The 19,213-nt window shown below is 65.8% G+C and carries 13 protein-coding genes and 1 pseudogene; 11 read left to right on the forward strand and 3 right to left on the reverse strand.

Annotation, left to right across the window (positions count from 1 at the left end):
- Positions 1-57: 57 nt before the first annotated feature.
- The 11 genes and pseudogenes from ACCQ03_RS10280 to ACCQ03_RS10330 all read left to right on the forward strand — a co-directional run bounded on the left by ACCQ03_RS10280 (position 58) and on the right by ACCQ03_RS10330 (position 15,210).
- The gene (locus ACCQ03_RS10280; protein WP_057678264.1) at positions 58-2,886 is read left to right on the forward strand and encodes a 2-oxoglutarate dehydrogenase E1 component; all 2,829 of its coding nucleotides are present in this window, start codon (positions 58-60) and stop codon (positions 2,884-2,886) included.
- Positions 2,887-2,928: 42 nt separating this feature from the next.
- Positions 2,929-4,143 (forward strand): dihydrolipoyllysine-residue succinyltransferase, encoded by a 1,215-nt coding sequence (gene sucB, locus ACCQ03_RS10285; protein WP_057678265.1) that lies wholly within the window; start codon positions 2,929-2,931, stop codon positions 4,141-4,143.
- Positions 4,144-4,384: 241 nt separating this feature from the next.
- A complete protein-coding gene (gene lpdA, locus ACCQ03_RS10290; protein WP_209226497.1) occupies positions 4,385-5,821 on the forward strand; it encodes a dihydrolipoyl dehydrogenase in 1,437 nt (478 codons plus the stop codon).
- 214 nt (positions 5,822-6,035) lie between these two features.
- The gene (locus ACCQ03_RS10295; RefSeq protein ID WP_209226500.1) at positions 6,036-6,629 is read left to right on the forward strand and encodes an LOG family protein; all 594 of its coding nucleotides are present in this window, start codon (positions 6,036-6,038) and stop codon (positions 6,627-6,629) included.
- Between the two features lie 266 nt (positions 6,630-6,895).
- A pseudogene (locus ACCQ03_RS10300) lies at positions 6,896-7,421 on the forward strand (IMPACT family protein).
- A complete protein-coding gene (locus ACCQ03_RS10305; protein WP_209226504.1) occupies positions 7,418-9,187 on the forward strand; it encodes an ABC transporter transmembrane domain-containing protein in 1,770 nt (589 codons plus the stop codon). Before ACCQ03_RS10300 ends, ACCQ03_RS10305 begins: the two are co-directional and overlap by 4 nt.
- Before the next feature lie 241 nt (positions 9,188-9,428).
- Positions 9,429-10,328, forward strand: coding sequence for a hydrogen peroxide-inducible genes activator (locus ACCQ03_RS10310; RefSeq protein WP_057678269.1), 900 nt, complete (start codon positions 9,429-9,431; stop codon positions 10,326-10,328).
- An 89-nt stretch (positions 10,329-10,417) separates the two neighbouring features.
- Entirely contained in the window at positions 10,418-12,106 is a 1,689-nt protein-coding gene (locus ACCQ03_RS10315) for an ABC transporter transmembrane domain-containing protein (RefSeq protein ID WP_209226507.1), read from the forward strand.
- Positions 12,090-13,175, forward strand: a complete 1,086-nt coding sequence (locus tag ACCQ03_RS10320; RefSeq protein WP_057685027.1) for an efflux RND transporter periplasmic adaptor subunit — start codon at positions 12,090-12,092, stop codon at positions 13,173-13,175. Before ACCQ03_RS10315 ends, ACCQ03_RS10320 begins: the two co-directional genes overlap by 17 nt.
- Positions 13,172-14,575, forward strand: coding sequence for a TolC family protein (locus tag ACCQ03_RS10325; RefSeq protein WP_039569039.1), 1,404 nt, complete (start codon positions 13,172-13,174; stop codon positions 14,573-14,575). The genes ACCQ03_RS10320 and ACCQ03_RS10325 overlap by 4 nt, the downstream gene beginning before the upstream one ends.
- A 440-nt stretch (positions 14,576-15,015) precedes the next feature.
- Positions 15,016-15,210, forward strand: coding sequence for a hypothetical protein (locus ACCQ03_RS10330; protein ID WP_008577231.1), 195 nt, complete (start codon positions 15,016-15,018; stop codon positions 15,208-15,210).
- Positions 15,211-15,484: 274 nt separating this feature from the next.
- Here the strand turns inward: ACCQ03_RS10330 and ACCQ03_RS10335 are convergent, their stop codons facing one another.
- The 3 genes from ACCQ03_RS10335 to dnaJ all read right to left on the reverse strand — a co-directional run bounded on the left by ACCQ03_RS10335 (position 15,485) and on the right by dnaJ (position 19,155).
- The gene (locus ACCQ03_RS10335) at positions 15,485-16,606 is read right to left on the reverse strand and encodes a prephenate dehydrogenase (protein ID WP_057679957.1); all 1,122 of its coding nucleotides are present in this window, start codon (positions 16,604-16,606) and stop codon (positions 15,485-15,487) included.
- Entirely contained in the window at positions 16,603-17,511 is a 909-nt protein-coding gene (gene pdxY, locus ACCQ03_RS10340; protein WP_057679956.1) for a pyridoxal kinase, read from the reverse strand. The genes ACCQ03_RS10335 and pdxY overlap by 4 nt, the downstream gene beginning before the upstream one ends.
- Positions 17,512-18,027: 516 nt before the next feature.
- Positions 18,028-19,155: a molecular chaperone DnaJ gene (gene dnaJ / locus ACCQ03_RS10345; protein WP_008577236.1), complete on the reverse strand. Its 1,128-nt coding sequence runs from the start codon at positions 19,153-19,155 to the stop codon at positions 18,028-18,030.
- Between the last annotated feature and the right edge of the window lie 58 nt (positions 19,156-19,213).

Raw genomic sequence — 19,213 nt, forward strand, 5'->3', positions numbered from 1 at the left:
GCATCTCGCCCTGCCGCTTCCGCACAATCATCCCCACAGCAGACCCGACTTACCATCGTGGATAATCTCCTAAAGCAGTTCGCGCAGTCATCGCAGCTCGCCGGCGGCAACGCCGCCTATATCGAGGATCTGTACGAGCAGTACCTCGTCGCCCCGGACAGTGTCGATCCGAAGTGGAAGAGCTACTTCGATGGTTTCGAAGGTCGCGGTGCCGGTGACGTACCGCATTCGGCGGCCATCGCCCACATCCTCACAGCCTCCAAGCAGGCTGCCAACGCCGGTACCGGCGCAGGCGCCAGCGACGAGCGCGAGCGCAATGTTGGTCGTCTGATCACTGCCTACCGCGCCCGTGGCCACCTCGGCGCACAGCTCGACCCGCTGGGCCTGGTCCCGCCGGTCAACCCGCCCGACCTGGACCTGCCGTTCCACAGCCTGTCCCAGGCAGATCTGGACAGCGAATTCAGCACCGGCGGCATCGGTGGCCAGCCGCGGATGAAGCTCAAGGATCTGCTGACGCGCCTGAAGGCGACTTACGCCAGCAGCATCGGCGCCGAGTTCATGCACATCCAGGAGTTCGACCAGCGCCAGTGGATTTACAAGCGCCTGGAAGACGCCGGCGGCAAGATTGCCGGCGATGCGGCCAGCCGCAAGCGCACCCTGGAGCGGCTCACCGCTGCCGAAGGCCTGGAGCGCTACCTGCACACCAAGTACGTTGGCCAGAAACGCTTCTCGCTGGAAGGCGGCGATTCGCTGATCCCGATGATGGACGAGATCATTCGCCAGTCCGGCAACGATCAGGTCAAGGACATCGTGATCGGCATGGCCCACCGCGGCCGCCTCAACGTGCTGGTCAATACGCTGGGCAAGAACCCGCGCAAGCTGTTCGACGAATTCGAAGGCAAGTTCGAGCACGCCCATGACGACCGCGCGCACACCGGCGACGTCAAGTACCACATGGGTTTCTCGGCTGATATCGCAGTCGGCACCGACAAGCAGGTGCACCTGGCACTGGCGTTCAACCCCTCACACCTGGAAATCGTCGACCCGGTCGTGGTCGGCAGCGTGCGTTCGCGCCAGGAGCGTTTCGGCGATGCCGAGCGCAAGGCCGTCCTGCCGATTCTGATCCATGGCGACGCCGCATTCGCCGGCCAGGGCGTGGTGATGGAACTGTTCCAGATGTCGCAGGCACGCGGTTTCGCGGTCGGCGGCACCGTGCACATCGTGGTCAACAACCAGATCGGCTTCACCACCAGCACCCGCGACGACGCCCGCTCCACGTTGTACTGCACGGACGTGGCCAAGATGATCGGCGCGCCGGTCTTCCACGTGAACGGCGACGATCCGGACGCGGTGATGTTCGTGTCCAAGCTGGCCTACGAATTCCGCCAGCAGTTCAAGAAGGACGTGGTCATCGACCTGGTCTGCTACCGCCGTTGGGGCCATAACGAGGCCGACGAACCGGCAGCGACCCAACCGGTGATGTACCAGACCATCCGCAAGCACAAGACCACCCGCGAGCTGTATGCCGCCAAGCTGGAAAGCGAAGGCGTGCTGAGCGCCGACGAGGCCAAGGCCCTGGTGGACGGCTACCGCAACAAGCTCGATTCGGGCGAGTACACCACCGAACTGGCCAAGCGCAAGCCGGACGAATTTGCCATCGATTGGTCCAAGTACCTGGTCGGCACCGCTGCCGATCCGGTAGACACGCGCGTCAAGCGCGAGCAGCTGGACCGTCTGGCCAAGCTGATCACCACCATCCCCGAAGGCGTCGAACTGCACGCCCGCGTGGCGAAGATCTACGAAGATCGCGTCAAGATGGCGGCAGGCGACCAGCTTGGCGACTGGGGCTTTGCCGAAAACCTGGCCTACGCCACCTTGCTGGCCGAAGGTCACAAGCTGCGTCTGGTCGGCCAGGACGCCGGCCGCGGCACGTTCTTCCACCGTCACGCGATCCTGCATGACCAGAAGACCGACGATTACTACCTGCCGCTGCGCCAGCTGGTGCAGAACCCGGAAGACGCCACCGTCATCGACTCGCTGCTGAGTGAAGAAGCGGTGATGGGCTTCGAATACGGCTACTCCACTACTGACCCGAATGCGCTGTGCATCTGGGAAGCGCAGTTCGGCGACTTCGCCAACGGCGCGCAGGTGGTGATCGACCAGTTCATCGCCGCCGGCGAAGCCAAGTGGGGCCGCATCGCAGGCCTGTCGCTGTTCCTGCCGCATGGCTACGAAGGCCAGGGCCCGGAGCACAGCTCCGCACGTCTGGAGCGTTTCCTGCAGCTGTGCGCGCTGGAGAACATGCTGGTCTGCGTGCCAACCACGCCGGCGCAGTGCTTCCACATGATCCGCCGCCAGATGCGCATGACCACCCGCAAGCCGCTGGTGGTGATGACGCCCAAGTCGCTGCTGCGCCACAAGCTGGCAGTGTCGAGCCTGGAAGAGCTGGCCGACGGGCAGTTCCAGCACCTGATCCCGGACGCCAAGGCCGACGCGGCCAAGGTCAAGCGCGTGGTGCTGTGCTCGGGCAAGGTCTATTACGACCTGCTCGAAGACCAGACCAAGCGCGGCCAGGACGATGTCGCCATCCTGCGTGTGGAGCAGCTGTATCCGTTCCCGCGTGCGCAGCTGGCCGCCGAGCTCAAGGCCTATGCCAACGCCACCGACGTGGTGTGGTGCCAGGAAGAGCCGCAGAACCAGGGTGCGTGGTACCAGATCCGCCACCACCTCAACTTCTGCCTGGCCAGCGGCCAGAGCCTGCATTACGCCGGCCGTGCCCGTTCGCCCTCGCCTGCCGCCGGCCACATGGCCGACCACATCATCGAGCAGCAGAAGCTGGTTGCCGATGCGCTGCTCAACCCGTTCAACGACCAAGTCGCTGAATAACTCCTCTTCCCCAAAGAACGAAAACCCTAGGACGCTCCCCGAATGGCCACCGAAGTCAAAGTTCCGGTACTGCCCGAATCCGTTTCCGACGCCACCATCGCCAGCTGGCACAAGAAGGCCGGCGAAGCGGTCAAGCGCGACGAGAATCTGGTCGACCTGGAAACCGACAAGGTCGTGTTGGAAGTTCCTTCGCCGGTCGACGGCGTACTGAAGGAAATCAAGTTCGACACCGGCAGCACGGTCACCGGCAACCAGATCCTGGCGATCATCGAAGAAGGCGCCGTGGCTGCCGCTCCACCGGCTGAAGAGAAGAAGGCCGCTGCACCGGCGCCTGCCGCTGCTGCGCCAGCAGCCGCTCCGGCACCGGCTGCCGCCGCCGCGCCTGCGGCTGCGTCCAAGTCCGCTGCCGATGCGCTGCCGCCAGGTGCGCGCTTCTCCGCAATCACCCAGGGCGTGGATCCGTCGCAGGTCGAAGGCACCGGCCGTCGTGGCGCGGTGACCAAGGAAGACATCGTCAACTTCGCCAAGGCCGGCGGCGTCGGCAAGGCCTCGGGTGCCCGCCCGGAAGAGCGCGTGCCGATGACCCGCGTGCGCAAGACCATTGCCAAGCGCCTGATGGAGTCCAAGAACTCCACCGCGATGCTGACCACCTTCAACGAGGTCAACCTGGCCAAGGTGTCGGCCGCACGCAAGGAGCTGCAGGACGAGTTCCAGAAGGCGCACGGCATCAAGCTCGGCTTCATGAGCTTCTTCGTCAAGGCCGCCGCAAACGCGCTGCAGCGCTTCCCTCTGGTCAATGCCTCGATCGACGGCGACGACATCATCTATCACGGCTACAGCGACATCTCGATCGCGGTATCGACCGACAAGGGCCTGGTCACGCCGGTGCTGCGTAATGTCGAGCGCCAGTCGTTTGCCGACGTCGAGCAGGGCATCGCCGACTACGCCGCCAAGGCGCGCGCCGGCAAGCTGGGCCTGGACGACCTGCAGGGCGGCACCTTCACCATCACCAATGGCGGCACCTTCGGCTCGCTGCTGTCGACGCCGATCATCAACCCGCCGCAGAGCGCCATCCTGGGCATGCATGCGATCAAGGAGCGTCCGATCGCCGAGAACGGCCAGGTCGTGATCGCCCCGATGATGTACCTGGCGCTGTCCTACGACCACCGCATCATCGACGGCAAGGATTCGGTGCAGTTCCTGGTCGACATCAAGAACCAGCTGGAAAACCCGGGCCGCATGCTGTTCGGCCTGTAAGCCTCAAAGCCCCTCTCCCATCGGGAGAGGGGTTGGGGGCGCCAGGCAACTGCGTCCGACTCAGCAATGAAGAATGAGCCGCCGCGAGCCACAGGGGCGAACTATCGGCTGTTCACTAACTCCATTTCGCAGTGGTTTGCTTCATATCGGGAATACCCGGAAAGCGACCACAGCGCACCCTCATCCGGCGCTACGCGCCACCTTCTCCCGCAGGAGAAGGGAAAGGCAAAGGACTCTAGAAATGGCTGAAAACTACGACGTCGTCGTCATCGGTGCTGGTCCGGCCGGTTATCACGCCGCCATCCGCGCGGCCCAGCTGGGCATGAAGGTCGCCTGCATCGACGCAGCACTGGGCAAGGACGGCAAGCCCGCCCTGGGCGGTACCTGCCTGCGCGTGGGCTGCATCCCGTCCAAGGCGCTGCTGGATTCCTCGCGCCAGTTCTGGAACATGGGTCACCTGTTCGGCGACCACGGCATCAGCTTCAACGACGCCAAGATGGACGTGCCCACCATGATCGGCCGCAAGGACAAGATCGTGAAGCAGTTCACCGGCGGCATCGCGATGCTGTTCAAGGCCAACAAGATCACCCCGTACTACGGTTTCGGCCAGCTGCAGCCGGGCAGCATCGTCAAGGTGAGCCAGCACGAAGGCGGCGAGATCGAGCTCAAGGGCACCAACGTGATCCTGGCGGCCGGTTCGGAGTCGATCGAACTGCCGTTCGCCAAGTTCGACGGCGACACCATCGTCGACAACGTCGGCGGCCTGGACTTCACCGCCGTGCCCAAGCGTCTGGCCGTCATCGGTGCCGGCGTGATCGGCCTGGAGCTGGGCAGCGTGTGGAAGCGCCTGGGCGCCGAGGTCACCATCCTCGAAGCGCTGCCGGACTTCCTGGCGCTGGCCGATGCCGAAGTGGCCAAGACCGCACTGAAGGAATTCAAGAAGCAGGGCCTGGACATCAAGCTGGGCGCCAAGGTCAGCAAGACCGAGATCACCGGCAGCGGCGACGCCAAGCAGGTGGTGCTGAGCTACACCGACGCGACCGGCGAGCAGACCCTGACCGTGGACAAGCTGCTGGTGGCCGTGGGCCGCAAGGCCGCGACCAAGAACCTGCTGGCCGAGGGCACCGGGGTCAAGGTCACCGACCGCGGCCAGATCGAGGTCGATGGCCATTGCCACACCGGCGTCGATGGCGTGTGGGCGATCGGCGACTGCGTGCGCGGCCCGATGCTGGCGCACAAGGGCTTCGAGGAAGGCATCGCGGTGGCCGAACTGATCGCCGGCCTGCCCGGCCACGTTAACTTCGACACCATTCCGTGGGTCATCTACACCGAGCCGGAAATTGCCTGGGTCGGCAAGACCGAGCAGCAGTTGAAGGCCGAAGGCGTTGCCTACAAGGCCGGCAGCTTTCCGTTCGCGGCGATCGGTCGCGCGGTGGCCATGGGCGAGCCGGCCGGCTTCGTCAAGGTGATCGCCGATGCCGAAACCGACCGCGTGCTGGGTATGCACCTGGTGGGCGTGGGCGTGTCCGAGCTGGTGCACGAAGGTGTGCTGACGATGGAATTCAACGGCTCGGCCGACGACCTGGCGCGTATCTGCCACGCCCATCCGACGCTGTCCGAAGCGATCCACGACGCCGCCATGGCGGTCAGCAAGCGCGCGATCCACAAGGCAAACTAAGACCGGGATTCGGGATTCGGGCGTGGGGATTCGTAAACGACTCCCTCTCCTGATCCTCTCCCGGCAAGCACATGACGCCGGGCTAAAAACCCGGCGTTATGTTTTTCAGGCACGGTCAAAACAATCCGCAACGTTCATTTCGGCGGGCCTCTAGATGGCATCGACGCATCGGGCGCCCGTTTTTACGAATCCCCAATCCCCAATTCCGAATCCCATGAAAAGCATCTGCGTCTATTGCGGCTCCAATGCCGGTAACAAACCGGCCTATGCCGAACGCGCCACTGCCCTGGGCACGCGCATTGCCGAGCAAGGCCTGCGACTGGTCTACGGCGGCGGCAACGTCGGTCTGATGGGCACGGTGGCCAACGCCGTCCTCGCTGCCGGCGGCCAGGTCACAGGCGTGATCCCCAAGCAACTGGCGGACTGGGAAGTGGCCCACCGCGGCCTGACCGAACTGGAGATCGTCGGCTCGATGCACGAGCGCAAGATGCGCATGTTCGAGTTGTCCGATGGCTTCGTCGCCCTGCCCGGCGGCTTCGGCACCATGGAAGAGATCTTCGAGATGCTGACCTGGCGGCAGCTCGGCATCGGCAACAAGCCCTGCGCCTTCCTGGATATCGCAAATTTCTACGCGCCGCTGATCGGCATGATCGATCGCATGGTGGAAGAGCGCTTCCTGCATCCGGATCAACGTACCGACCTGTGGTACGGCGCAGATATCGAGCAGATGCTCGAATGGATGCAGCACTACACGCCCGCGCAGGCATCGAAGTGGATCGACGAGAAGCGTCGCTCCACCCTGGTGTGAGCGAAAGCAGCCAAGACAAACGTCGTCTCACCGCGCGTCGGCCGGCTTGCCGAGGCGCCGCTCTCTGGTCGCCCGACCCACGATGACAGGCGCACGTCGCGGCTGCAGCGGCGTCGGCAAGCACGATGCCACGTGGTCGCAACACCTGTCGTCACTGCGACCCTGCGCAGGTGCTGCAGCACGATGGCACGTACACGGCGCGGTGTTGCCAGCTTGCAACGGCAGTCACGATGGCTGCGGCAATCCGCCGTACCGCCTCGCATAGAATGGCGGCGATGCTCGATACCCTCGCCGCTGATGCGCACCACAGTCTGGACATCAAGCACAGTCGCTTTTTGGCCCACGCTGCCGCACTGGAGGCTCCCGCGCATGCGCTGGAGAGACGACGGCGAGCCAAGCGGCACCGCCGGCCGGCCGATCCTGGCCGCCATCGATGGCCAGGGCTTCGATCGGGTGGTGGTGGTGGTCACGCGCTGGTATGGCGGCATCAAGCTCGGTGCCGGCGGGCTGGTGCGCGCCTACGGCGGTACCGCGGCCGAGTGCCTGCGGCTGGCAACGCGACAACCACTGATCGCGTTGTCGCTGGTGCAGGTACAGTGCCGGTTCGACGATCTGGGCCTGGTGCACGCAGCACTGGCGGCCTTCCATGCCGACAAACTGGATGAACACTTCGACGCCGAGGGTGCAGCGTTGCGCGTGCAACTGCCTGCCGATCAGCTCGCCGGCTTGAAAACCCGCCTGTGCGACGCCACTCGCAATCGTGTCCATCTCTCAACCCCGGAAGCCGCATGACCGAGCCAGCCGCTGCACGTCCCAGCCCGTTGCGGAAGCTGGGCAGCCTGCGCACCTTGTGGCCACTCGTCCAACGCCAGCGCGGCCTGTTCGCCGCCTGGCTGGTCGCACTGTCGATTTCCGCTGCCGCCACGCTGAGCCTGCCCGCAGCGGTCAAGCGCATGATCGACCAAGGCTTCTCCGGCGATGCGCAGATCAACCAGGCGTTCTCGCTGCTGTTCGCAGTCTCGGTCGTGCTGGCGTTGGCAACGGCGGCGCGCTTCTATTTCGTCGCACTGCTGGGCGAAAAAGTGGTCGCCGACTTGCGCGGCCGGCTGTATGCGCACCTGATCGGCCTGGACGCCGGATTTCATGACCGTAGCCGCAGCGGCGAATTGGTGTCGCGCCTGTCGGCCGACAGCGAATTGCTGCGTGGGCTGATCGGCACCACCATGTCGGTGGCCTTGCGCAGTTCGGTCACGGTGATCGGCAGCATCGTCATGCTGTTCGTCACCAGCCCGCGGCTGGCCGGCTTCACCTTGATCGGCATCCCGCTGGCAGTGCTGCCGATCGTGCTGGGTGCACGCCGCCTGCAGAAGATTTCGCGCGCAAGCCAGGACCGTGTGGCCGATGCCAATACGCTGGCGGCCGAAACCCTGGGCGCAGTGCGCACCGTGCAGGCGCATGCGCGCGAGCGTTACGAAAGCCAACGTTTCAGTACGGCACTGTTGACCGCCATCGACACCGCGAAGGTGCGCATCCGCACTCAGGCCACCGTGGCCGCGGTGGCGATCATGCTGATCTTCGGTGCGATCGTCGCGGTGTTGTGGCTTGGCGCGCACGATGTGATTGCTGGCCGCATGACGCCCGGCACGCTCGGCCAGTTCGTGTTGTACGCGATGATCGGCGGCGGTTCGGTCGGGGCGCTGGCCGAGGTCTGGAACGAGTTGCAGCGTGCCGCCGGCGGCATGGGCCGAGTGAGTGAATTGCTCGACGAACAACCGCTGATCGTGGCGCCGGCCACGCCGCAGGCCTTGCCGCAGCCGCTGCGCGGCGCGATCCATTTCGACCGGGTGGTCTTCCATTACCCGCAACGCCCGGACGCGCCGGCGCTGGACGGGTTCGACCTGCATGTCAGCCCCGGCGAAACCGTGGCGCTGGTGGGTCCGTCCGGTGCGGGCAAGAGCACGGTGCTGTCGATGCTGCTGCGTTTCCACGACCCGGACAGCGGCAAGGTGCGTATCGACGACATCGACCTGCGCGAGGTCGACCCGGTCCTGTTGCGCGAGCACATCGCGCTGGTACCGCAGCAACCCACGTTGTTTGCCGCCAGCGCGGCCGACAACATCCGCTACGGGCGCCTGCAGGCCAGCGATGCCGAGGTGGAAGCGGCGGCGGCGGCGGCCGAAGCCGATGTGTTCATCCGCGCCCTGCCCCAGGGCTACGCCAGCGAACTGGGTGAGCGCGGCACGCGCCTGTCCGGCGGCCAGCAGCAACGCGTGGCGATTGCACGTGCGCTGCTCAAGGACGCGCCGATCCTGCTGCTGGACGAAGCCACCAGCGCGCTCGATGCGCAAAGCGAGCGCGCCGTGCAGCAGGCGCTGGAGCGGCTGATGCAAGGCCGCACCACGCTGGTGATCGCGCACCGCCTGGCCACCGTGCTCAAGGCCGACCGCATCGTGGTGATGGATGCCGGGCGCATCGTTGCGCAGGGTACGCATGCGCAGTTGATCGCCGAAGGCGGTCTGTATGCGGAGCTGGCGCGGCTGCAGTTCATCGACCAATGAGCGTCGCCAGGCGCCGTCGTGCCAGCGATGGCACCTGGCGCAGCCAGCGAAACGACTGCGCTCGCCGCGAGACGGGCGCGGCCTTCGCTCGGCATCGGCCTGCGCCGCTCGTACACTGCGGTGACCGCGGTTCGCCCACCCTCGCCGGACGCGCTGCCGCTGCACTCGCCCGCCGCACGTGGCCCGTCTTGTCTCACCGGCCACGCCGGCCGTGCGCTCCCACGCAATCCGATGTGACCCCATGCCCCGCCCCAAAACCACTCTTCGCCAGCTGAGCTATTTCGTCGCGCTGGCCGATACCGGCAGCTTTACCCGTGCCGCCGAGCAGATGGGCGTCTCGCAGCCATCGTTGTCGCAACAGATCCGCGCATTGGAAGCGATCATCGGCGCGCCGCTGTTCGAGCGCGGCGCGCAGGCAATCCTGACCCCGCTCGGTCGCGAGCTGCTCGACCGCGCACGCAGCATCCTGCTCGATGTCACCGATCTGGAAGAGGTCCGCGCCACGGCCGCCGATACCTTGATCGGCACCATCCGCCTCGGCGTCTCGCCCACGCTCGGCGCCTATCTGATGCCCAGCCTGGTGGCACGCTTGCATCGCGAGCATCCGGCCCTGCGCGTGCATGTGCGCGAAGGCCTGCCAACCGCCCTCGCCGCCGACCTGAGCAACGGCACGCACGACCTGGTCCTCGCGCAACTGCCGGTGGCCGGCCGCGGCCTGCACAGCGAGCGGCTGTTTCGCGAACTGCTGCATGTGACCATGGCTGCCGATCATCCGCTGCGCACCAAGGCCTGCATCACCCCGGCCGACCTGCGCGGCGCCAACCTGCTGACCTTGATGCCGGAATACCGACTGGCAGAACAGGTTGCCGCGATCGCCATGGAGGTGGGTGCCAATGTCTTGCGCGATTACGAAGGCACCAGCCTGGACGCGATCCGCCAGATGGCCGGCATGGGCATGGGTCTTGCCTTGCTTCCGGACCTGTACGTGCGCCAGGAAATCCGCGAAGGCGACGACGTGGTGGTTCGGCCGGTCAAAGGCGGGCGCTACTATAGGGAGATCGGTCTGCTCTGGCGCCAGGGCGCCGGTCGCGCACCAGCCTTCGGTTTGATCGCCGATCTGCTGCGCGCGGTGGCTGCATAGGAAAATCCTATGCGGCACATAAGCGCTTCGGCCTTGTTTGCGGGCCGGCAACTCGTCAATGCTTCACTGAACTCATCAACGGATATCGAATGGCGGCCAAGCGGATTGGATGGCGGGAAGCGGCGAGCTGGCTGACGGAAGTTGTCGGCCCGGACATGCCGTATGTGCGCCTGACCCTGGTGTACGGCGTTGCGATCAGCCTGCTGTCGCTGGCCACGCCGATCTCGGTGCAGTTGCTGATCAACAGCGTTGCCAACACCGCGCTGCCCACGCCGCTGTGGACCTTGTCCGGCCTGCTGCTGGGCCTGCTGCTGCTGGTGGCGGCACTGAGCGCGATGCGGGTGTGGGTGATGGCGCTGTTCGAACGTCGCCTGTTCGCACGCGTGGTGGCGGAGATCACCGTGCGTGCGGTGCATGCGCAGAACCCGTTCTTCGCCGACCAGAACCGCGGCGATGTCTTCAACCGCTACTTCGATCTGGTGGTGGTGCAGAAGGCAGTGCCCAGCCTGGCGGTCGGCGCGTTCACCATCGTGCTGCAGTCGGCGGTCGGCCTGATCGTCACCAGCTTCTATCACCCGTTCTTCCTCGGCTTCAACGCGCTGCTGCTGCTGACCATCTTCTCGATCTGGATGATCTGGTCGCGCGGCTCGATCCGCTCGGCGGTCGAACTGAGCCAGGCCAAGCACAACGCCGCGCATTGGCTGGAAAGCGTCGGCGGCTCCAACGGGTTCTACAAATCCAGCCGCCATCTCAACTTCGCGATGGATCGCTCGGAAAAGGTGACCGCCGACTATGTCGACCGGCATCGGCGCCACTTCCGCTACACCTTCACCCAGACGCTGGCCTTCCTGCTCACCTATGCGGTGGCCAGCGCGGCGCTGCTGGCGCTGGGCGGCAGCCTGATCCTGCGCGGCGAGCTGTCGATCGGCCAGCTGGTGGCAGCCGAACTGATTCTGAGTGCGGTGTTCTACGGCATTGCACAGCTGGGCAGCTACCTGGACACGTTCTACGACCTGGTGGCCAGCGCGGAGGAATTGTCGCTGCTGTACGCCATCCCCCAGGAGCGCCCGGTGCTTGCCGCCGGCGAGGCGCCGCGCAATAGCGGGGTCCGCCTGGACGGGGTGGTGATCGAGGGCGCGCGTTTCGATTTCGCGCTGGAAGCCGGCGAGCAGCTGGTCACGCTGGCCGATGGCGGTGCCGAGCGCCTGCTGGCCATGGTGCTCAAGCGCCACGTCGTTCCCGACCGCGGGCTGGTGATGGTGGGTGGCGCGGACATGGCCACCTTCGATATGTACCTGCTGCGTTCGGAAGTCACCGTGCTCGACCGCCCGACCATCGTGGAAGTCACCATTCGCGAATATCTGGCAATGGCCTCGGCCGATGTGACCTCCGAAGCGATGCTGCAAGCCATCGATGCGGTGGGCCTGCGCGCACGCATCGCCGCGTTGCCGCAAGGCCTGGACACCCGGCTTGCCGCGTCCGGCTTCCCATTGTGGATTGGCGAGGTCATGGCGCTGAAACTGGCCAATGCACTGCTGGTGCGCCCGCGCGTGTTGATGCTGTCGCAGCTGTACGACCTGATCCCGGCCGAGCGCCTGACCCAGGTTCTGCGACGCTTGAAGGATGCAGGAACCACGGTGCTGCTGTGCACCGGGCGGCCGGAGAACATCACCCTGGATGGCTGGTTCCGGCTGGAGCCGGAGCGCCAGCAACGCTACGCCACGCGCGCCGAGCTGATCGCATCCACGCAGGAGGTGTCGCATGCCGCACGCTCCTGATCGCCTGGCGCACTTCCCCACCCTGGCGGCGATGCGTCCGCCCAGCATCGCCAAGGCAGTGGCCTGGATGCTGCTGATCGGCATCGGCATCGCTGCGGCGATCCTGGCACTGGCGCCGTGGGTGCAGACCGCCAGCGGCAAGGGCCAGGTCGTGTCGCTGGATCCCAGCGACCGCCAGCAGCCGGTCACCGCCTTCGTGCCGGGCCGCGTCGAGCGCTGGTACGTGCATGACGGCCAGCATGTGTCCAAGGGCGACCCAATCGCGCGTGTCGGCGACCTGGACCCGGACCTGCTCACCCGCCTGGCCAGCGAACGCGCGCAGGCACAGGCGGAAATCGCCGCCATCCAGCAGTCGCGTGCGGTGGCCAGCATCGATGTGGCGCGCAGCAGGCAATTGCTGGCCGAAGGCCTGGCCGGCCGCCGCGACTACGAGCTGACCCAGATCAAGGTGGCCGAAGCCGACGCCAAGCTGGCCGAATCGCGCGCCAAGCTGACCCGCATCGACATCCAGTTGAATCGCCAGTCTGCGCAGCTGGTGCGCGCCCCGCGCGACGGCCGCGTGCAGCAGCTCAATGCCGCCAGCGGCAGCGCCATGGTCTCGCCGGGCACCGTGCTGGCGGTGATCGCGCCGGAACGGGTGGAACGCGCGGTCGAGCTGTACATCGACGGCCGCGACGTGCCGCTGATCCGCCCCGGCCGCCCGGTGCGGCTGGAATTCGAAGGCTGGCCGGCGATCCAGTTCAGCGGTTGGCCGTCGGTGGCGCACGGCATGTTCGACGGCCGGGTGCGCGCCATCGACCCCAACGCCGCGCCCGATGGGCTGTTCCGCATCCTGGTGGAGCCGATGCCGGGCAAGCCGGCGTGGCCGGCGCAGGAATTCGCCCGCCAGGGCGGCAAGGTGCGCGGCTGGGTGCAGGGCGAAACGGTCAAGGTCGGCTACGAACTGTGGCGCCAGCTCAACAACTTCCCGCTGGAATTCGGCCGGCGCCCGGCTGCGACCACGCAGGAAGAGAGCAAGGCCAAGCCGGCCACACCCAAGTCCGAAGACGAAGCGACGGGCAAGAAATGATCGGCCGTCTTGTCGTCCTGTTGATCGCACTCTGCCCCGCTGCGGCACTCGCCCAGACCGCTGCACTGACCCTGGATGAGGTACTGCAGTCGTCGGCACGCTCCGCACCGCAGATCGTCGAAGCGCTGGCGAAGGTGCGCCAGGCCGAAGGCAAGGGCATCTCGGCCGATGGCGCCTTCGACACGGTGTTCGACATCGAAGGCCGTTCGCGCGAGGCCGGCTATTACGACGGCAGCACGATCGAAACCGGGGTCAAGCGGCCGTTCGAAGAGAACGGAGGCTATTACTACGGTGGCTACCGCTCCTCGCGTGGCTCCTTCCCGATCTACGAGGACAAGTCCTATACCGATCGCGGCGGCGAAGTGAAGGTCGGCGCGCTGTACGCGCTGCTGCGCGACCGCGTGATCGACGAACGCCGCACCAAGCGCAGTATCGCCAGCACCGATATCGATGTGGCCAAGTACGAGGCGGAAATGGTGGCCATCGGCGTGCAGCGGCGCGCCGTGGATGCGTACCAGAACTGGGTCGCCGCCGGGTTGAAGTTGCGCGCCTACAACGAGCTGCTGCAACTGGCCGAGCAACGCCGCAATGCGATTTCGCGCCAGGTCACGCTTGGTGCGCGCCCCACCATCCTGCTGACCGAAAACGACCAGAATCTGGTGCGTCGTCGCGCCCTGGTGGTGCGCTCGGAACAGGACTTCGCCAATGCGGCCAACGCCTTGTCGCTGTATTTGCGCGACGACGCCGGCATGCCGCTGATCGTGTCCGCCGAACGCCTGCCGGCCGACACCACGGCGCTGGAAGGACTGGCCGGCGCCAGCAAGATCACCGCGCCGGTGGAGCGCCCGGATTACCGCGCCGTGCTGACCCGCATCGACCAGGCCACCGCACGGCTGATGCTGGCCCAGAATGATCTCAAACCGCGCCTGGATGTCAGCGTGGAAGTCAGCAAGGATCTGGGCCCGCCCGGCGTCGGCGGCCCGAACCGGTCGCTGACCGACGCCATCATCGGCTTCCGTTTCAGCGTGCCGCTGGAAAACCGCGCCGCCAGGGGCCGCGTGGCCGAAGCGCGTGCCGAGATCGAAGCGCTGGATCAGCGCAGCCGTTTTCTGCGCGACCAGATTTCGATCGAAGTGGAATCGATCGTCATCTCGCTCAACGCCGCCGAACGGCTGGCCAAGATCGCCGATGAGGAACGCGGCCTGGCAGACCGCCTGGCCGCGGCCGAGCGGCGGCGCTTCGAGCTGGGCTCGGGTGACTTTTTCCTGGTCAACCAGCGCGAGGAGACCGCCAACGACGCACGCGTACGCCTGATCGATGCGCAGGCGCGCATCGCCTCCGCGCGTGCCGAACTGGCGGCGGCCACCGCCGACCGGGATGCGTTGCAGCTAAGCCGTTGACGGGGCGGCTGTGCGTCGGGCGGACGCGGTGATGCCGCAGCCATCGCGCCGTTGTGCAAGTGACTTCGCGGTGCCGCAACGTGGTATCCGTTGGGTTCAAGCAAAGCCTACGCGACGGACGCATTCAACCGCCCCGCAGGTGTCTGGCTGCTGTGCCCAGCGACGTTTCAGCGTGCCTGAAGCCTTATCGATCCCGATAGTGCAGGTGTCTGCTGCCAGGCAGCCGCCCATGCAACACACGTGTACCCAGCCGCTTGTCGGAGCGGCCAGACACGATCGCCACCTCGCCTGACGAGCTCAACCAACCGGTCTTGCAGACCTCACTGCATCACGACATCTGGGTAACACTCGCGTGCGCATGCTCGCCATACCGGCTCGACGCCGGGCGTGCGGATCCATCGAACTCTGCACTGCAACCTTAGGAACTTTCGGAGGTGCGTATGTCTTTCCGGCAATTTCCCGCAATCGGTGCAGATGGCGAGCCCTATGTCATCATCGAATTTCGCGACGAGCAACAACCGCGCGCAAACCCACAGTCGGCGCCGCGTTACGAGCTTCCCGACGGCCGACATCTGCAACGTCAGGGGCAGCGCTTCGTCACCGACGGCGGCGAGCTGCGCCTTTCCGCGCTCTAGGAACGGCAGTCAACCCTGCGCGCGTGGTCGCCTTGCAGACGTGGGCGGCGCATGAATAATCAGGACGTAGTAGACAATTCGTGGCACGGCGGCGCTCGGAAGCTGGCGCCGTCATGTAGTTAGCTGCCTCAGGCGGCACTGGTCAATTTTTGACCACCCACTACCTGGCCCTTGCGCTGCAAGGGCTAGCCGCAGTTATCCACACGCTTGTACAAGTTTCATCCACACCCTGTGTGGATGAAATCGATCACAATGGGCGGGCTTGGTCGCGCCACTAGCCACCGGAACGCTCCAGCACCCGACCGATCCCGCTGCGATCGATCTCGCTTGCTGCTTGCGCCAATGCGGCACGATCGCTTGCCACCTCGAAGCCGATACGGAAATGCAACTCGCCCATTGGCGTGCGCGATGAGTGGATCGAGGACAGGTTCACTCCATGCCGCTCGAACACATGCAGCAAGGCGCGCAGCGAGCCGGGCTGGTCCTCGGGCAGGTACACGCTCAGTATCAACGGCTCGGTGAGATCGGCCAGCAGGTAGCCCACGCGCTCGTAGGTGTAATTGGCTGCTGCAAGCGCGTCGTGCTGCAAGGCTTGCGCGTTGTCGTGAAGGAATTGGGTGCGGAACTGCGCACGCGCGGCATCGTCGCCCTGCGCCACAAGCGCACGCAGCTGCTGCAATTGCAGCAGCAAGCGGTCGAGCATCTCGCCCACGTACGGGTTGCCGAACTGGATGTCCTCGTAGATCGAGGGATTGAGCGAAAGAATGCGCGCGATCACTGCGGTATCCAGCTCAAACGATACCGAGCGATACGGCATCAGCGCGCGCAGCTCGCCCAGCAGCGGTGCGTAGTCGCGCAGGGTGCCGGCTTGCGCCAGGTGAGTGGCATGCACCATCGCCTGCACCAGCGCCATCACGCGGTCGTGGTGCTCCGGCGTGGCGTACACGCATTCGGCCTGCAGCGCGCTGCACAAGGTCTGCACCCAGGCCGACCAGTGCCGCAGCCGCGCTTCGCAGACCACCATCACGCGCCCCTTCAAGGTCGGCGATTTTGGCGGTGCAGTCATCGGATGCAGGCCGACCACGTCCGCCTGCGAGGTCAGCATTGCGGCGACCGGCGCCTGTTTGATCGAGGTGACATCCAGCCACAACTGCGCTGCAGCGCGCGCGCCGGCGAGTTCCACATACCGTTCGATCAGTGCGGCGGTATGGCGAATCGGAGCGGCGAAAATCAGTACGTCCGCACGCTGCGCCAGTGTGGCTTCGTCCATGCTGCCGCTGTCGGCCGGATCGAACCCGATCACTTCCAGCTGCATGCGCGTGCGCAGGAACTGCGCCAGCCAACGCCCATACGCACCGGCGATGCCGACGATGCCGATCACCGGCTGCGCAATCATGCCAATCGCTCGACGGCAAATCGCGGCGTCGCGGCAAGTGCGGCCGGCGCCGCGGCCAGCACGTCGAATTCCTCGAAACCTGCGGCCAGCGTCGCTTCCAGGGCGCCATGCACCCCGCTGAGCGCATGCCCCACCGCCTGCTCGAACGGCACATCGCGCAATAGCAGCCCGATCAGCAGGGCCATCAGCACATCGCCGGTGCCTGCCACATCGACCGGCAGGTGCGGGCTGGCCCAGCGATACACCGCCGCATCGCTGACCGCCAGGGTCACCAGCTCACCCGCAGCACCGGCCACGCTGTGTGCAAGCACCCACTGCGGCCCCCGCGCCAGCAACGCGCGCGCGGCAACGATGGCATCGCCCTGCTGCAGACTCGGCAGGCCGGTCAACCGCCCCAACTCGAATGCGTTGGGCGTTACCAGCCAGGCGTGCGGCAGCAAACGCTCGGCGAACACGCGCTCCAGCCCGGGCTCTACATACGGGCCGGTGTGCGTGTCGCCAATCACCGGGTCCAGGCAATAGCGCAGCTGCGGCGCCTGCGGCAAGGTCTGCTCCAACCAGTCGGCGAAGGCTTCGCCGTTGGCCAGGCTGCCGAAATAGCCGGACACCAGCATGCGGGCACGCTGCGGCAAGCCGCGTTCGGTGGCGCCCAGCAACAAATCCGCCAGCCAGTCGGCCGGCAGGATGCGCCCGCGCAGGGTCGCGTAGAACGGCGCGTTGCTCAGCAACGTGGTGGGCACTTCGGCCACACGCAGCCCCAGGGCGCGCAACGGCGGCACCGCAGCGCTGTTGCCGGCATGGCCGTAGACCAATTGCGATTGCACCGAAATCACATCGATCGGCGAAGGGCCGTCCGGACGCTGGCGGCGACCATGGACGAGGTGGCTGTCGGTTGCATCGCTCATGCGGGCGGCCGTGCTGGAAAGGATGGCACCGATTATCCGCGCAACCTTGCAAGGATGTCGTGGACGAACGATGTCGCCGGCACGGCACTGTTGAACACGCGCATTCGGTCACGTACACCAAGGCCAGAGACTCAAAGCCGCCAGTGCAGCACGATCGGCAACACCGTCGTTGCACAAGGTCAGACGCTGAGACGCATCGACGATGCTGCAATCCAAGGGCCCGAATGCACGATCAGGGATGGCTTTGGCTCGCATTGCGGGCAGCAGCGTGGCGTCTGAAGGCACGGACGATGCTCCAAAACGCAGGTGCCATGTGCGTGCATGTCCCTGGAAATCCCACCCCGAGGCGTTGCTGAAAAGCATGCGCCGACCGGCCATTCTCACGCGCTTATCGCGTTGCATCTGCAGCGTCGTCGCACATCGGCCACGTCGCGTGCGACCTACCGGGAAAAACCAAAAAAAGCCCGACGTGCAGCAAGCCGCACGCCGGGCCATCATGACATCACGCCGCCTGGGTCAGGACGTCATCCGATCCCAAAACCCCTTGACGCCATCGATGAAGGTGGCCGACTTGGGCGAATGCTTGCGTGCATCCTCACCGGTGAACGTGGCTTCGAACTGCTGCAGCAGTTCGCGCTGATCGGCGGTGAGATTCACCGGCGTTTCCACCACCACGCGGCAATACAGATCGCCTTCGCTGCGGCTACGCACCGAACGCACGCCCTTGCCGCGCAGACGGAACAGCTTGCCGGTCTGGGTCTCGGCCGGGATGCGGATCTCCGCTTCGCCGCCCAGGGTCGCCACGCGGACGGTATCGCCGAGTGCGGCCTGCGAAATGCGGATCGGCACTTCGCAATGCAGATCGTCGCCGTCGCGCTGGAAGATCGCATGCTCGCGCACGCGCACTTCCACATACAGATCGCCCGGCGGCGTGCCGGCCGGACCGGCCTCGCCCTCGCCTGCCAGACGAATCCGGTCGCCGGTATCCACGCCGGCGGGCACCTTGATCGACAGCACCTTGTCTTCTTCCACGCGACCGGCGCCGTGGCAGGTCTTGCACGGATTCTGGATCAGCGTGCCGCGGCCGTCGCAATGCGGGCAGCTCTGCTGCATGGCGAAGATACCGCGCTGGATGCGTACCTGGCCGCGCCCATGGCAGGTGCCGCAGGTCTCGACCTTGCCGTCTTCCGAACCGCTGCCGTGGCAAGGCGCGCATTCGACCAGCGTGGGAATCTCGATGCGGCGCTCGATGCCGGCAACGGCTTCTTCCAGATCCAGTTCCAGCACGTAACCGACGTCGGCACCACGTCGCGCAGCGCGCGGACCGGCGGCGCCACCGCCGAAAATATTGCCGAAGATATCGCCAAAGATATCTCCCATGTCCGGGCCACCTGGCCCGCCACCACCGCCCATGCCGTGCTCGAACGCCGCATGGCCGTGCGCGTCGTAGGCGCGCCGCTTGTTGCCATCGGACAGCACTTCGTAGGCTTCCTTGCATTCCTTGAACGCCGCTTCGGCAGCCGCATCGCCAGGATTGCGGTCCGGGTGGTGCTTCATCGCACAGCGCCGGTACGCCTTCTTCAGCTCCTCGTCGCTGGCGCCACGGGCAACGCCCAGCACTTCGTAGTAATCGCGTTTGCTCATGACAGGGAATCGGGAATTGGGAAACGGGAATCGTTCAAAGCGCACATCCTCGGTAAAT

It is taken from the genome of Xanthomonas sp. NCPPB 3569, assembly GCF_041475645.2.
Taxonomy (GTDB): Bacteria; Pseudomonadota; Gammaproteobacteria; order Xanthomonadales; family Xanthomonadaceae; genus Xanthomonas; species Xanthomonas phaseoli.

What these genes read in the sequence shown, in the direction of transcription:
- ACCQ03_RS10335 (WP_057679957.1), bottom strand. Translation starts at nt 16,606, where the DNA reads ATGATTGCGCAGCCGGTGATCGGCATCGTCGGCATCGCCGGTGCGTAT.
- ACCQ03_RS10320 (WP_057685027.1), top strand. Translation starts at nt 12,090, where the DNA reads ATGCCGCACGCTCCTGATCGCCTGGCGCACTTCCCCACCCTGGCGGCG.
- lpdA (WP_209226497.1), top strand. Translation starts at nt 4,385, where the DNA reads ATGGCTGAAAACTACGACGTCGTCGTCATCGGTGCTGGTCCGGCCGGT.
- sucB (WP_057678265.1), top strand. Translation starts at nt 2,929, where the DNA reads ATGGCCACCGAAGTCAAAGTTCCGGTACTGCCCGAATCCGTTTCCGAC.
- ACCQ03_RS10305 (WP_209226504.1), top strand. Translation starts at nt 7,418, where the DNA reads ATGACCGAGCCAGCCGCTGCACGTCCCAGCCCGTTGCGGAAGCTGGGC.
- ACCQ03_RS10295 (WP_209226500.1), top strand. Translation starts at nt 6,036, where the DNA reads ATGAAAAGCATCTGCGTCTATTGCGGCTCCAATGCCGGTAACAAACCG.
- ACCQ03_RS10310 (WP_057678269.1), top strand. Translation starts at nt 9,429, where the DNA reads ATGCCCCGCCCCAAAACCACTCTTCGCCAGCTGAGCTATTTCGTCGCG.
- dnaJ (WP_008577236.1), bottom strand. Translation starts at nt 19,155, where the DNA reads ATGAGCAAACGCGATTACTACGAAGTGCTGGGCGTTGCCCGTGGCGCC.
- ACCQ03_RS10330 (WP_008577231.1), top strand. Translation starts at nt 15,016, where the DNA reads ATGTCTTTCCGGCAATTTCCCGCAATCGGTGCAGATGGCGAGCCCTAT.
- pdxY (WP_057679956.1), bottom strand. Translation starts at nt 17,511, where the DNA reads ATGAGCGATGCAACCGACAGCCACCTCGTCCATGGTCGCCGCCAGCGT.
- ACCQ03_RS10325 (WP_039569039.1), top strand. Translation starts at nt 13,172, where the DNA reads ATGATCGGCCGTCTTGTCGTCCTGTTGATCGCACTCTGCCCCGCTGCG.
- ACCQ03_RS10315 (WP_209226507.1), top strand. Translation starts at nt 10,418, where the DNA reads ATGGCGGCCAAGCGGATTGGATGGCGGGAAGCGGCGAGCTGGCTGACG.